Raw genomic sequence first — 12,655 nt, 5'->3', positions numbered from 1 at the left:
TCCAAAATATATAAATGAAAGAAAACAGCAAGCGACTAGAGCGGGTCATTCGAGCGAAGCAAGTAGTGAGCGGTTGGCTGATCGCGATCGTCATCGTACTCGTGCTTATCAGCGGTGCTGCCGCGGCCGGTGCTTATCACGCGCACACGAACCCGCCGATCGAACGTGACGAGGTCGTCGCTGCAGCGTGGTCGGAAGAGACGACGCTCGGCCATCAAGCCCGAGTAACGGAACCGAACCTCGTGTTCGAGCAGAACCAGACGCTTCTCAACCGTCCAGTGTACTTCTCACGAGTGTCGCCGACACTGGAGGGGCGGCACGACTACAGGTACGCTGCGAGCGACGAGGGGAACCTGACCGTCGAAACTGATGTGATCGTTCGGTTACGCTCCGTCGATTCCGAGGGAAACGTCTACTGGCAGCGATCCGATACTATCGATCACTCGCGCGTGGAGGGGCTTGCTCCCGGTGAAACGGCAACAACGACGACAGCGCTGAACGTAAGCGACGTGGTCGAGGAACTCGAACGGACCGAGGCGAGTCTCGGAGCCACGCTTGGAACCACGGAGATTCGAGTGATCTTCGATACGTCAGCCAGCGGTACGGTCAACGGGGAGAACGTTCGGACCCGACACGACGATTCGATTCTTGTCGAGCCGAGTAGCGGATCATTTAGCGTCCAAACCGATGAGGGCGTGCGGGAACGCTACGAACGGACGGAAACGGTTGAGTCAGAAGGCACGCACGGACCCCTTCGGATGTACGGGCCGTTCGGAGTGCTTTTAGCGTCGATGGCCGGCGTGGTCAGTCTTGTCGGCCTGAATCGGACCGGTCGACTTACCCCGACAGAAGACGATTTGAATGCAATAAAACCCTCCGAGCGGGACGGGACCGAGGACTGGATCAGTACGGTAACGGTCCCCGACGAGGCGCTGGAAACGGTCGCGATCCCCGTTGACTCGCTTGCTGATCTCGTGGATATCGCGATCGATACGAACGAACGCGTTCTGGAGGACGACGATCGGAAGGGATTCTACGTGCTTGACGACACCGTCCACTACGTGTATCTCCCAGTCAAAAGAACTGATCCCACCAACGCCGAGCCGTCATCAGAGCCTTCGGACGAGGATGCCGACGAGACGGAGTGATCATGCCAAGCCGTTGTTGTAGGTCACGTATACCGTTTTGAACTCACGTTCGACCAGCTTGGCTCAGGCAGCCGTACCGTAATCTGGTGCTAGCTTTATTACTCTGAGAGACGATTAATATGTATGTCAAGCGGGTCTGACAGCGGAACCGCTTCCGATGGCGGTTGGCCCGCGATGTGTGCCGACACTCCGTCCGCGGACACCGCTGGCTGGTCTACGCCGGATCGACATCAGCCGACGGAGCTCCCTCCCATGCGGTCTTGTACGATACCATCTCCCGCAGCGCCGCGAACGGGAGACTGTGCAATCGGCGGTTCATCCTCGTCCCGTAGTCGATGGACTCGCGCATGTCTTTGAGCGTCATCGCGACCGTTCTAGTGACGTTCGCGTACCGTCATCGCTGAACACGAAGCCGTAGGAGCACCCGTGTCGTCAGAGGGAAGTCCCCGTCGCCGATAGGACGTGGTATGCCGGACGCCGACGACGACGCGGTCGACGCCCTCGGCCGGCTCCTCGACCGGATCGGGATCATCGACGCCGAGCGACTGCGACCGACGGTGGATCTCGCGTGGCCGCGCGTCGTCACGGGGTTCGCGATCATGTCCAAACAGACCGCCGACCTCGCGATGGTCGGCATCGCCGTCGGCACCGCCGGGACGGCAGGGCTGGCGTTCGCGCTCGGCTACTGGAGCATCGTCGTCCTCCTGGGACTCGGGCTGGCGGGCGGAACTGTGAGTCTCGTCTCGCAGAACTACGGCGGGGGACGGGAGGAGCGTGCGTCGCTCGTGGTCAAACAGAGCGTCGTGGTCGCGACGCTTCTGGCCGTCCCGATCATGCTCGTCTTCGCGCTGTTCGCGCCGGAGCTGATCGGCGTCCTCGGCGCGGACCCCGACGCGCTCCGACACGGAACGGTGTACCTGCTGGTCGTCACGCCGGCCGTGCTGTTCGAGCTGTTGAACCTGATCGCCAGCCGGACGTACACCGGCGTCGGGGACACGTTCACCGAGATGGTCGTCCGGAGCGGCGGCGCGGTGCTCAACGTCGTCCTCAGCGTGGCGTTCATCTTCGGGCTCGGCATGGGCGTCGCCGGGGCCGCGCTGGGAACGACGCTGTCGACCGGCGCGGTGATGGTCGTTCTCGGCTGGGGGATGATCGGTCGTTCCTACGGCGGGCTGGGCATGGAGCCGAGCCCGGTTCCGATCTCGCGATCGACGCCGCTCGTGGACCTCGCGGTCGTTCGCCAGCTGCTCGAAGTGTCGACTCCGGAGATCGGCCGCCGACTCGCGCAGGGGCTCGTTATCTTTCCGCTGCTGTGGATCGCCGCCTCGTTCGGGCCGGTCGTCGTGACCGCACTGGAGGTCGCACGCCGGGTTCGCGCGATGATAAACAGCATCAACTGGGGGCTGTCGCTGGCGTCGAGCTCGCTCGTCGGGCAACACCTCGGTGCGGACGAGGAGTCGGAGGCCGGCGCCTACGGAGCGGGGATCATCCGCCTGGCGATGGTGGTGTACGTGGTCGTCGGCGCTGTCGTCGTCCTGCTCGCGTCGCCGATCGCCGGGGTGTTCGTGTCCGGCGCCGAGGAGGTTGCGGTAACCGAGACGTTCGTTGCAGCCGCCGCGGTCAGCGCCGTCGGCCTCGGACTGGACGGAACGACCTCGGGTGCGCTCGTCGGCGCCGGCGACACGCGCTGGCCCTTCGTCGCCTCGCTCGTCGGTCGCTACGCGTTCGCGCTCCCCATCGCGGTCGTCGGACTGCTCACGCCGCTCGGCGTGGCCGGGCTCTATCTGGCGCTCATCGTGGAGTCGTTCGTCCCGGGAACTATCAACTACGGGCTGTTCAGATCCGGGCGCTGGAAGGCGGTGAGCCGTCGATACCGACCGAGCACGGACACGGGCGACTGACGCGAGCCGGCGACGGATACTCATCCATCCGGAGCGTACGGATCGCATGAGTCGCACCGTCGATTACCGATGCAGCGACTGTTTCGAGGGAGTGGTGCGCCGCGCGTTCGACACCTCGCATCTGATGGCGACGTGTCCGGAGTGCGGAGCGTTCTCACGGCTGGTCAACGAGGCGGTCGTCGACCGGTTCGAGGGGTACGAGTCCGATCCGCCGGACGAGCTCGACTGGGACCGCCTCGACAGGATCGAGAAGCTGCTCGTCGCCGAGCGAGTCGCGCGAACCGACCGGACGATAGCTGACATCAGCATCGAAGAGCCTGACGCGCGGGAGTGAGGGGGTACTCGCGGGAGTAAAGAGTACTCGCCGTCCGATCGGCCAGCGATCGACGCGTTCCGGGCCGCCGAGGCGGCCATCATGGGTTCTTAACGGTAGGCGTACACCATCTCCATCGGGAGCCCGCTCGGATCGCCCGGGTCGTCCGCGGGGTCGGTCGACGGGAGCGTCCGCAGGGGGCCGGTTCTGGAACTGGCGGTGAGCGCCAGCGCGAACGCGTCCACGATGTCGTCGTTTTTCACGTTGGCATCGAGGTCGCGTCCCGCATCGCGGACGTGTCTCGTGACGTGCTCGTCGACCGTTTCGAGGATCGCGATCCGCTCCCAGAACGCGGCCGCGGGTCGTTGCGTCTTCGAGTACTCCGTGGGTACCGCCTCGTTCAGCGCCCAGAGGCACACCTCCGGATGTGCTTCACGGATCGTCCCGACGGCGGCCGGTTCGGTTTCGAGCAGGAACGTGTCGAGCTGCGCGATGAGGTCGGTGATGTTCCACGACTGGACGCCGATGCTGGCGTCCGTTCGCGCCTCCTGTATCGCCTTGCCGTCGGCGTACTGGTCCTCGTGGACCGCATCCCGTATCGGGACCGCGAACACGCTTCGCCCGCGCGGCGAACCGAGCACGTCGCGGGCGGCGGCGTCACACGGTCGCTTCGCTGCGGACTCCTCACGGAGGCCGATCGGAACGTCGATCAGAACGGTGTCTGCCGCCTCACCGTAGTGCTCCCACAGCGCCTCGATCCCCTCGTAGAGCCCCGAACCGGCGTACGTGTCTCCGTCGTATCGGACCGCGAACCAGCCGTCCGGCGAGCCGTCGATGCCGATGTGCATATGAGAGTTTGGAGCGCGGCCACCACCAACGTGGTGGTTCTCGGAGATGACTCGGAGACCCGCGTCCCGTTTCCCGCGGGGGAGTTGGTCGGCGGAGTCGTCGCCGGTCGAGAATGCGGCCGGAGTCGTCGGTCGGCACGGGGCTTAACTCGACGTCGCACGTACGGGTTCCATGGACGGGCTACCCGCACGGGACCGGGCGATTCGTGCGCTCGCCGACGAGCGATACGACGACGCCGCGGCGGCGTACGCGACCGCGGCGCGGGAGACGCTATCGGGGCATGGCCCGTCGAAGCGAACGGCGTACGAGGCCCGTGCGCGATCGCGGGCCGGCAGCGCGCTGGCGGCGTTCGCGACGGCCGCGGTGTGCCGGCGGCTCGCCGGCTCGTCGGAGCACGCACGCGCTCCGGCGGCCGAGGGGATCGTCGTCGCCGGCGAGCTCCGGGAGCACGTCCTCGAGACTCCCGTCGAGCGGGCGGCTTGTCACGAGTTCGTCGGGGATCTCCGCGCCGTCATCGGCGATGATGACCGGGCGAGCGCGGCGTACGACCGCGCCGCGGACGGGTACGACGCGCTCGACCTCGACGCCCCGGCGTCGGAGACCGGTCGTCCGTTTCTGCAGGCCGGGACGGAGCTTCTCGCGCAGCTCTCGCGACCCGACGACGTGTCGTGGGACGACGTCCACGGCGGGGGCGGCGCGGACGCGCTCGCACGGCGGATCGCGGTCAAGCGATCTCGCGTCCCGAGCGCGACTCGCCGGCGGCTCGACGCCGGCAAGCTCCATGCGCCGCGAGGATCGACGGAGTACAACACCGGGCGCTTCGACTGTCCGGACTGTGGCTCCGACGACGTGAACTACGTCGCCGACACGACGCTGTGTCTCCGGTGCTCGACGCCGACGAACCGCCGCTGAGCGGTTAACACTCCACCAGCACCTCCTCGAGGAGCTTTCGCTGGGCTGCGGCGAGATGCTCGGCGAACGTCGACGGCGCGATGTCGAGCGCGTCGGCGACCGCCCTCGCGTTGGCTCCGCGGGGACGCTCGAAGTAGCCGAGCTCGTACGCGGTTCGGAGCACCTCACACTGTCTGTCGGTGAGCCGTCCGCGGTCGACGAGCGTCCGATCGGGAACGGGGCCGTCGCTGCTCGAGCCGTGAACCAGGTACCGGACGGCGACCCGTTCCGCAACCCCGTCGAGCGCGGAGACCACGTCGCGGAGCCGCTCAAGATCCGGAAGATGGAGCGTCACGTACAACACGCCGTTCTCGGCGCGCGCATCGGTTATCGGGGCGTCCAGCGACTCGATGATCGAACAGGCGCAGTCGACGTCCGCCGCCCGAACGTACCGGTACACGCGTTCGTCGCCGAGATCGATGACGGAGGAAGCCTCGGGAACGCCCGCAGCTCGGTCGAGTGCCGCCGCGTCGCGGACCCGGAACTCCTCCGTATGATCGCCGTCACCGTGCGTCCAGTTGATGCCCGTCACCGGTCCCTCGTGTGCGGTCGACACGCTCGCTATCGGACAGCTGTCCGGTCCGTGGATTGCGAGTCCGGTGCGCACCCCACTCGGCGTGGCAGACCCGTCGTCGATCCCGGCTCCCCGGGTGGAGGGGTCGGTCGAGGAGTCCCGATCCGCCCGGCGGTCCGATGTCATCGATCGGGGATTCGGTTGGCCGATAAAAAGCCTGCCCCCGAACCATGGTTCCAACCGGGACGCCGAACACGGCGCCCTCGTCGTCACTCCGGTCGGACGTACGTCACCCCCCCTCCCGAGAACACCCACAATACTGTGGGTCGGCCCGTATCATCGTTCATCCCTGACGGGAAGCCGTGCGACGAGTCATTCACGCGGTCGGTGCAGCTCTCCTCGGCGGTGCGGGCGTCGCCATGGGCGTCGCAGCGGTCGGCGGGGTCGTGCCCGCCGTCGACGGGGACCTGCTGACCGCCGGCGCGCTGCTCATCGGTCTCGCGGTCGTCGTCGGGCGAGTCACGCTGCGCGAGACGCGATGGACGCTTCGGACGAACGGGTTCACGATCACGCGAACCGATCTCGGCAACGCCGCGGCCGTCGCCGTCGGCGCCCCGGTGACGTACGTCCTCTCCATCCACGTCGGGGTCGGGCCGGTGCTCGCGTCGGCGCTGGTCGGACTCTGTGCGCACCTGCTGTCGAAGACGTACGCCGCGCCGGCGTACTGCGGCTCCTTCGTCGGGATGGCGACGCCCGTGGCCGGGGCCGACCTCGAGGCGGTAGCCGGCGCGGGCCTCGTCGCCGCCGCCGTCTTCGTCGCGGGTAAACGCGCGTTCAACGGGTTCGGTGGGAAGCTCGGGACGACCGCGTTCGTCGGCTGCCTCGCGATCTGGGCGACTGGCGGCATGGAGCCCGGAACGGACTCGGTTCCGTCCGGCGACGTTGCCGCGGTCCTCGTCCTCGTGGCCACCGTCGCCGCTGCGGTCACGTATCTCGTGAGCGTCGGGCTCGACCACGGGCCGGTCGTTGGCTCCGCGGTCGTCGGCCTGATCGCCGGGCTCGTCTGTCCGCCGTTGTTCGCCGCGGGCGACGCGGTCGCAGCGGTGGCGTTCTGTGCGTCGTTCGCCGGGATGGCGACGCCGGAACGGATCCCCGGCACCGGCGCGATGGTGACGGCGGGCGCGCTGTCGGGGCTCGTGTTCGTCGGTGCCGCACCGTACTTCGTCGGCCTCGGCGGGAAGCTCGGAACGATCGCGTTCACCGCCTGTCTCCTGACGGTCGGCGTTCGATCGATCGGGCGCGTGCTCGTGCCGACGCCGTCTCCCGGGGTGTCTGGGTGAATGAGCCGCCCGAACGACTCGTCGACGCCTCCCGGTGCAGGCGCCTCGGCGAGTGGCACCGTCACCGACGAGCGAGTGATGCGGCGACCGACGGACGAACGCCCTGGCTACCGATGGACACCACACCGCCACCAACCGCAAACACCACACCGCCACCAACCGCAAACACCACACCGCCACCAACCGCAAACACCACACCGCCACCGACTACGGCTGCGGTGCGTCAGAGCCGCCTTTATACTTAAAAGCCTGTCATACAAAGGCACCGATGGAAGGAGGTTCGGACCCATAGACACGACTGATAGGAGCCGGTCGGCGCTCCCTCGGAGGGGCTGTCGGGTGCGGCTCCCGTCGAGGTGACCGAGATGAGTAACACACCGAACCGAACGTTCGAGTCCCGACCCACGATCTGCCCGTTCTGCGGGGTCGGGTGTAGCATCGAGTACGCCGGCAACGAGTCCGCCACCGGAGTCGACGGGCCGGTAAACACGCGAGGAGAGATCTGTCCGAAGGGGGCAGCCGCGTTCGACGTGGTTGCTCACGACGAGCGACTCACGGAGCCGCTCGTGCGGCACAACGGCTCGTTCGTCACCGCGCCGTGGGAGGAAGCGCTCGACCGCGTCACCGAGGGGCTCTGCAAGGTCATCGACCAGCACGGCCCCGACGCAGTACAGTTTTTCGCCTCCTCGAACTGTACGAACGAGGAGAACTACGTGTATCAGAAGCTCGCTCGCATCCTCGGGACCAACAACGTCGACAACTGCGCCCGACTCTGCCACTCCTCGACCGTCGCGGCGATGAGCGAGCGACTCGGCGCGGGCGCGATGACGAACACGCTGGACGATCTGTCGGAGACCGACTGCCTGTTCGTCACGGGCGCGAACCCGGCCGAACAGCATCCGGTCGCGTTCCGGTCGTACCTGCTGCCCGCGATCCGAGACGGCGCGACGCTGATCCACGTCGACCCCCGCGAGAACGACACCACCGAGGCGGCGGATATCCACGTCCCGCTCCGTCCCGGAACGGATATCGAGGTGTTGAACGCGGTCGCGAAAACGATCGTCGAGGAGGGGCTCGTCGACGAGGCGTTCCTCGAGGAGCGCGTCTCCGGCGTCGAGGCGTTCGAGGCGCATCTCGAGGACGTCGACGTCGAGGCGAACGCCAGTCGGGCGGGCGTCGCCCCAGAGACGCTCCGAGAAGCGGCCCGGGCGTTCGCGGAGGCCGACAGCGCCGCGCTGATCACCGGCATGGGGATGAGCCAGCATCGCTGTGGCACCGACAACGTGCATGCGCTGCTCAACCTCGCGCTGCTGACCGGGAACGTCGGCCGGCCCGGAACCGGCGTGAACCCGCTTCGCGGCCAGAACAACGTGCAGGGCGCGAGCGACGTCGGGACGCTCCCCGGAATCCTTCCGGGGTACGAGTCGGTGACCGATCCGGATGCGCGCGCCCGCCTCGCCGACGAGTGGGGCGTCGAGCCGCCAGGCGAGCCCGGCCTCACGGAGGTAGCCGCCACACACAGGTTCGGCGACGAGGTGCGGGCAGCGGTCGTGTTCGGCGAGAACCCCGCGGTGACCGAACCGAACGCGACACAGGTCGCGTCCGCGTTCGAGGAACTCGACTTCTGTGTCGTCATCGACCTGTTCGAGACGGAGACGGCGGCCCACGCCGACGTGGTGTTGCCAGGGAGTAGCTGGGCGGAGAAGTCCGGCACCGTCACCAACACGGATCGTCGCGTGATGCGGATGCGTCCGAACGCGGACCTGCCGGGGAACGCACGCCGCGACCTCGACATTCTCGCCGAGCTCGGTCAGCGACTCACCGACGTGCCCGCGGCGTTCGAGTACGACGGTCCGCGGCCGGTGTTCGACGAGCTGACGCGGGTCGCCCCCATCTACGCGGGGATGAGCTACGACGGGATCGGCGAGGGGTATCAGCGGTGGCCGTTCCCGGAGGGCGCGGACGCCGGCACGGACGTGTTGCACGCGGAGACGTTCGCAACCGGCGAGCGAACCGCGCCGCTTTCCGCGATCGACGCCGTGCCGCCGGCCGACACGCTCGAGGAGGGGGAGCTCACGCTCACGACGGGACGCGTGATCCAGCAGTTCAACAGCGGCGCGTTCACGCGGCGCTCCGAGCGACTGATGGCGATGCGAGGTGAAGACGTCCTCCAGATCCATCCGACGGACGCGACCGCACGCGGGATCGAGGACGGCGACACCGTGCGGGTCGCGAACGAACGCGGCGAGGTGACCGTCACCGCCGACGTCACCACGGACGTCCGCGAGGGCGTCGTGTTCTGTACGTTCCACTACGCCGAGCCGCTGATCAACACGCTGACCGGTGACGCGCTCGACCCTGTCGCGGAGATTCCCGAGTACAAACACTCGGCCGTGGCGGTCGAGCGAGTCGGAGACTGACATCCTCGACGGTCAGAATCTCACTCGGATGATCTTCTAGCCCCGCGAACTGCGGCGTGAGGATCAGTAGTCCGGCGCGTCGTCCTCGACTTCGCGTTTCAGCGAATCGCGTCGGGATTTCGCGTCGCGACCTGTCGCCTCCAACAGGAACTCGTTTTTCGCATCGACCGCGTCGGCTGCCGCGTCCGCGTTCCCTTCGGCGATGACCTCCTCGGCCGGTCGCTCGTCGAAGTGGACGGCAAGTTTATCCTTCTTACCGCTGTACTCGGCTGCGCCCGCGAGGATCCGGTCGAACACTGGATTGTCCGGGTCCTCGACGACGTACAGCTCGTGTCCGTTGTGTTCTTCCGTGCCGGTGACCTCGCCGAAGTACTCCTCGATCGACCCTTTCAGGTCCGGCATCCGATCGTCGAGATGCTCCCCGCGTCGCATCTTGTACTCTTTCATGCCGAGACCGTTCGACAGGGGTGCGTAAACCAGTTTCGTCACGGATCAGCGGTGGAGGAGCCACAAGCAACGGACGAATCGCTCGCGAAACGAACGAACCCGCGTGCGGCGGAGACGATAGCCCTCGGAGCGACGACACCGCCCACGCAACGCTCACTGGCCGGGTTCGCCGACCGGACGTTCGTCGACGTATCCGCGCTTACACTCCGGACAGATGTCGCCGGCGCGCAGCGAGTTCCCGCCGGCACCCCAGGTGATCTCACACGCCGGACAGTAGTACTCCGTCTCCGTCCTGCCGGTCGAGGTGCGTAGCTCGGGGCTGTCCCCCCGAGTGAACCCCGTCTCGACTGCGGACCCACCGGACTCATCCGACGCCGACTCGACGCGTTCGTCGGGGACTCCACCCGCATCGGCGTCGGAGGGATCGATGTACTCCGTCTCGCCGTCGTCTTCGGCCGGACCCTCGCCCGGCTGGGGCGTCAGTCCGCCGCCGAACTCGACGCCGCTGTCGCCGCTCGAGCCGACCTCCGCATCGAACCCCTCGTCTTCACCCTCCTGTTCCGGCCACGGCGTCGGCTCCTCGGACGGCCCGTCGGTCTCCTCGACTGCCGGCCACTCTCCACGACCGCGGTCGGGATCCGCCTCGGAGTCGTCGTCGAGGATCACACCGTCATCGGTGTCGGCCGTCGCGTCGGCGTCCGGAGCCTCCGCGGCGGCGTGTGAGTCGGCGTCGACCGCGTCGGGAGACGCTTCCGGGTGGTCGAGGCTCCCGGACTGATCGTCCATCGTTTCCGGGGGGGTCGCCGACTCCTCGACATCCACGCCGCCGTGATCGTCGGCCGACGCCGGTTCGTCGGTCGTGGATGAATCCGCCGCCTCGGAATCCGCATCGGCGTCGATGATCTCCGCGTCGTCGGTGATCGAAACGTCATCGTCGAGCGACACGTCATCGTCGAGCGACGCACCGTCGCCCGCCGAGACGCCGTCGTCGATTGCTTGGTCGTCAGCCGTGGAATCGACGTCGGGCCCGCCCGAGAGCGGAGCGTCGGAGACGGAAGCGTCGGGCTGGCCGCCCGCGTCGGCGGTCGCCGTCTCGTCAGCCGGTTCAACCGGGGGCGACCCCCGGTCGTCGGCTGCCGCGGCCGTCGCGTGGTCGGCGAGCTGTTCGACGGTCGTGACTTCCGTGTTCTCGCTGACGATCTGCGTCTCGCCACACCGAGAGCAGGTCTTCACCTCTCTGACGGTAGTGACGACCTCGCTGCCGTCTTCCTCGCGGTCGCGCTCGATCTCGGGTTCATCGAAGTCGTGCCCGAGCAGACACCTGAGTCCCATTATGCCACCCTCCGGCGTCCGAACGTAAAAAACGCCACGTCGTCAGAGGAACCGCGTGTGTCCCCGCAGCGTGTGGAACTCGACACCAGCACCTATGGTGCTCGGTCGCGTACCCGTACACGACTCATGCCGACCGTCTACTATCAGGGCGAGGAGATCGAGTGCGAGGAGGGTGCCGTGTTGCGTGACGTGCTTCGCGAGGCCGGTCTCTCCGTGTACAACGGGAAATCCGAGCAGCTCAACTGTCGCGGGATGGGGTCGTGTGGGACCTGCGCGGTCAAAGTCGACGGCGAGGTAAGCGAGCCGAGCAAAAAGGAGACGGCTCGCCTGTGGTTCCCGCCGCATCACCCGAGCCACGACGTCCGACTGGCGTGTCAGGCGCGCGTCGAAGGCGACGTCGAGGTGACGAAAGGGCGCGGCCTCTGGGGACAACACATGTGAGCACGGCGGCAGGATCGGTGCCGACGGCGCGGTCGCTCGTCGTCGAGAAAACGTTCCCACGGCGGACCGACGTCCGGACCGGGGAGATAAAACGCAGTTTTGTGTGTCAGAGCCGTAAGCGGCGTGTGCCGGTCGACTCGCTACCGTGAAACGGTGTTACTGTCGAACGACGTTGGCCGCACGCGGGCCCTTGGACGAGGACTCGATTTCGAACTCGAGCGCCTGTCCCTCTTCGAGGTCCGGACCGCCGACGTCTTCCATGTGGAAGAACACGTCATCGTCCGCATCGTCAGTCGAAATGAAACCGTAGCCGCCAGTGTCGTTGAAGAAATCAACTTCGCCTTCTACCATTGCGTCCTGACTGATGACCGTTTGGGCGATAAGCCTTGCGAGTGTACAGTTGACACGACTCTCGACGGACGAACGTCTCCGATTCGAGCGATGATCTCCTTTATGTACCAACGAGCGCGCCGCGTCCGGATCAGGAACCGATCATCCGGTCGACTTTCCTTGGCGAGCCCGTCCGGCCGGCGTTTGTCGGTACACCGCTCGGTCGACTTCTATCGGTGGACGAGGGTGTCAGAGCACAGACCACACCCACAGCAGAATCGCTCAGTGCAGCCATCGCTGTGATCGATCTCGGGCGTATATTGTGCAGTGTGAGTTCGAGTAGATGCTTATAAATGCGTACTTAGCGCTGCGAGGAGTGGTATATAAATGAGCGGTGAGGCAGAGACCGATTTGGAAGCCCCAGCCGCGACGGCTCGCGCGGCTCGCTGCGGTCCTCAGTCGCTCACTGCGTTCGCTCCTTGCGGTCCTTACGTCGCCGTGCGTCGCCCTCGCGGCTGCCCCTTCCAGTCCCGCCCCGCACCGCAGCCTCGGACCACCCCAGCCTCGACCGGAGGGGCCGCCGGAACCGCTCGGCGGCCCCTCCGGTCTCCCTCGCGCGCTCGCTCACGGCTTCGCCGTTCGCATCCGAGGGCTCCCTCCGGTCGCCCT

Annotated in this window: 12 protein-coding genes and 1 pseudogene; 7 read left to right on the top strand and 6 right to left on the bottom strand. The window is 66.9% G+C overall.

Going from position 1 to position 12,655, the window contains the following annotated elements:
* Positions 1-14: 14 nt before the first annotated feature.
* The gene (locus tag ACYQ0R_RS14135) at positions 15-1,148 is read left to right on the top strand and encodes a DUF5305 domain-containing protein (RefSeq protein WP_459824979.1); all 1,134 of its coding nucleotides are present in this window, start codon (positions 15-17) and stop codon (positions 1,146-1,148) included.
* Between the two features lie 136 nt (positions 1,149-1,284).
* On the opposite strand, the pseudogene ACYQ0R_RS14130 reads toward ACYQ0R_RS14135, so the two are convergent.
* Positions 1,285-1,506, bottom strand: a pseudogene (locus ACYQ0R_RS14130) (zinc ribbon domain-containing protein); the annotation flags it as partial.
* A 109-nt stretch (positions 1,507-1,615) separates the two neighbouring features.
* Between ACYQ0R_RS14130 and ACYQ0R_RS14125 the strand changes: the two are divergent.
* Together ACYQ0R_RS14125 and ACYQ0R_RS14120 are read left to right on the top strand one after the other, a co-directional pair.
* A complete protein-coding gene (locus tag ACYQ0R_RS14125; protein WP_459824976.1) occupies positions 1,616-3,049 on the top strand; it encodes an MATE family efflux transporter in 1,434 nt (477 codons plus the stop codon).
* A gap of 46 nt (positions 3,050-3,095) precedes the next feature.
* A complete protein-coding gene (locus tag ACYQ0R_RS14120) occupies positions 3,096-3,383 on the top strand; it encodes an FmdB family zinc ribbon protein (protein WP_459824975.1) in 288 nt (95 codons plus the stop codon).
* Between the two features lie 89 nt (positions 3,384-3,472).
* On the opposite strand, the gene ACYQ0R_RS14115 is transcribed toward ACYQ0R_RS14120, so the two are convergent.
* Positions 3,473-4,210 (bottom strand): DUF429 domain-containing protein, encoded by a 738-nt coding sequence (locus ACYQ0R_RS14115; RefSeq protein WP_459824973.1) that lies wholly within the window; start codon positions 4,208-4,210, stop codon positions 3,473-3,475.
* Positions 4,211-4,382: 172 nt separating this feature from the next.
* Between ACYQ0R_RS14115 and ACYQ0R_RS14110 the strand changes: the two genes are divergently transcribed.
* On the top strand, positions 4,383-5,123 hold the full coding sequence (locus ACYQ0R_RS14110) for a hypothetical protein (RefSeq protein WP_459824971.1): 741 nt from the start codon (positions 4,383-4,385) through the stop codon (positions 5,121-5,123).
* 4 nt (positions 5,124-5,127) lie between these two features.
* On the opposite strand, the gene ACYQ0R_RS14105 is transcribed toward ACYQ0R_RS14110, so the two are convergent.
* Positions 5,128-5,862, bottom strand: coding sequence for a helix-turn-helix domain-containing protein (locus ACYQ0R_RS14105; RefSeq protein WP_459824968.1), 735 nt, complete (start codon positions 5,860-5,862; stop codon positions 5,128-5,130).
* A 233-nt stretch (positions 5,863-6,095) separates the two neighbouring features.
* Between ACYQ0R_RS14105 and ACYQ0R_RS14100 the strand changes: the two genes are divergently transcribed.
* Together ACYQ0R_RS14100 and fdhF are read left to right on the top strand one after the other, a co-directional pair.
* On the top strand, positions 6,096-7,016 hold the full coding sequence (locus ACYQ0R_RS14100) for a hypothetical protein (RefSeq protein ID WP_459825787.1): 921 nt from the start codon (positions 6,096-6,098) through the stop codon (positions 7,014-7,016).
* Between the two features lie 365 nt (positions 7,017-7,381).
* Positions 7,382-9,436 carry a formate dehydrogenase subunit alpha gene (gene fdhF / locus ACYQ0R_RS14095; protein WP_459824966.1) on the top strand — a complete coding sequence of 685 codons (2,055 nt, stop codon included), beginning with the start codon at positions 7,382-7,384 and terminating at the stop codon, positions 9,434-9,436.
* Positions 9,437-9,499: 63 nt separating this feature from the next.
* Here fdhF and ACYQ0R_RS14090 read toward each other — a convergent pair whose 3' ends face one another.
* Together ACYQ0R_RS14090 and ACYQ0R_RS14085 are read right to left on the bottom strand one after the other, a co-directional pair.
* A complete protein-coding gene (locus tag ACYQ0R_RS14090; RefSeq protein WP_459824963.1) occupies positions 9,500-9,883 on the bottom strand; it encodes a DUF5611 family protein in 384 nt (127 codons plus the stop codon).
* A 153-nt stretch (positions 9,884-10,036) separates the two neighbouring features.
* Positions 10,037-11,215, bottom strand: coding sequence for a DUF7093 family protein (locus tag ACYQ0R_RS14085; RefSeq protein ID WP_459824960.1), 1,179 nt, complete (start codon positions 11,213-11,215; stop codon positions 10,037-10,039).
* 126 nt (positions 11,216-11,341) lie between these two features.
* On the opposite strand from ACYQ0R_RS14085, the gene ACYQ0R_RS14080 reads away from it, so the two are divergent.
* Positions 11,342-11,656 carry a 2Fe-2S iron-sulfur cluster-binding protein gene (locus tag ACYQ0R_RS14080; RefSeq protein ID WP_459824958.1) on the top strand — a complete coding sequence of 105 codons (315 nt, stop codon included), beginning with the start codon at positions 11,342-11,344 and terminating at the stop codon, positions 11,654-11,656.
* A gap of 156 nt (positions 11,657-11,812) precedes the next feature.
* On the opposite strand, the gene ACYQ0R_RS14075 is transcribed toward ACYQ0R_RS14080, so the two are convergent.
* Entirely contained in the window at positions 11,813-12,007 is a 195-nt protein-coding gene (locus tag ACYQ0R_RS14075; RefSeq protein ID WP_459824956.1) for a cold-shock protein, read from the bottom strand.
* Positions 12,008-12,655 lie beyond the last annotated feature (648 nt).

It is taken from the genome of Halorubrum luteum (assembly GCF_054652935.1).
The sequence above is the reverse complement of the archived record's forward strand: the minus strand, read 5'-3'. Positions and strand labels throughout refer to the sequence as shown.

Coding starts and splice junctions, on each gene's coding strand:
- ACYQ0R_RS14135 (WP_459824979.1), top strand. CDS start 15: ATGAAAGAAAACAGCAAGCGACTAGAGCGGGTCATTCGAGCGAAGCAA.
- ACYQ0R_RS14125 (WP_459824976.1), top strand. CDS start 1,616: ATGCCGGACGCCGACGACGACGCGGTCGACGCCCTCGGCCGGCTCCTC.
- ACYQ0R_RS14120 (WP_459824975.1), top strand. CDS start 3,096: ATGAGTCGCACCGTCGATTACCGATGCAGCGACTGTTTCGAGGGAGTG.
- ACYQ0R_RS14115 (WP_459824973.1), bottom strand. CDS start 4,210: ATGCACATCGGCATCGACGGCTCGCCGGACGGCTGGTTCGCGGTCCGA.
- ACYQ0R_RS14110 (WP_459824971.1), top strand. CDS start 4,383: ATGGACGGGCTACCCGCACGGGACCGGGCGATTCGTGCGCTCGCCGAC.
- ACYQ0R_RS14105 (WP_459824968.1), bottom strand. CDS start 5,862: ATGACATCGGACCGCCGGGCGGATCGGGACTCCTCGACCGACCCCTCC.
- ACYQ0R_RS14100 (WP_459825787.1), top strand. CDS start 6,096: ATGGGCGTCGCAGCGGTCGGCGGGGTCGTGCCCGCCGTCGACGGGGAC.
- fdhF (WP_459824966.1), top strand. CDS start 7,382: ATGAGTAACACACCGAACCGAACGTTCGAGTCCCGACCCACGATCTGC.
- ACYQ0R_RS14090 (WP_459824963.1), bottom strand. CDS start 9,883: ATGAAAGAGTACAAGATGCGACGCGGGGAGCATCTCGACGATCGGATG.
- ACYQ0R_RS14085 (WP_459824960.1), bottom strand. CDS start 11,215: ATGGGACTCAGGTGTCTGCTCGGGCACGACTTCGATGAACCCGAGATC.
- ACYQ0R_RS14080 (WP_459824958.1), top strand. CDS start 11,342: ATGCCGACCGTCTACTATCAGGGCGAGGAGATCGAGTGCGAGGAGGGT.
- ACYQ0R_RS14075 (WP_459824956.1), bottom strand. CDS start 12,007: ATGGTAGAAGGCGAAGTTGATTTCTTCAACGACACTGGCGGCTACGGT.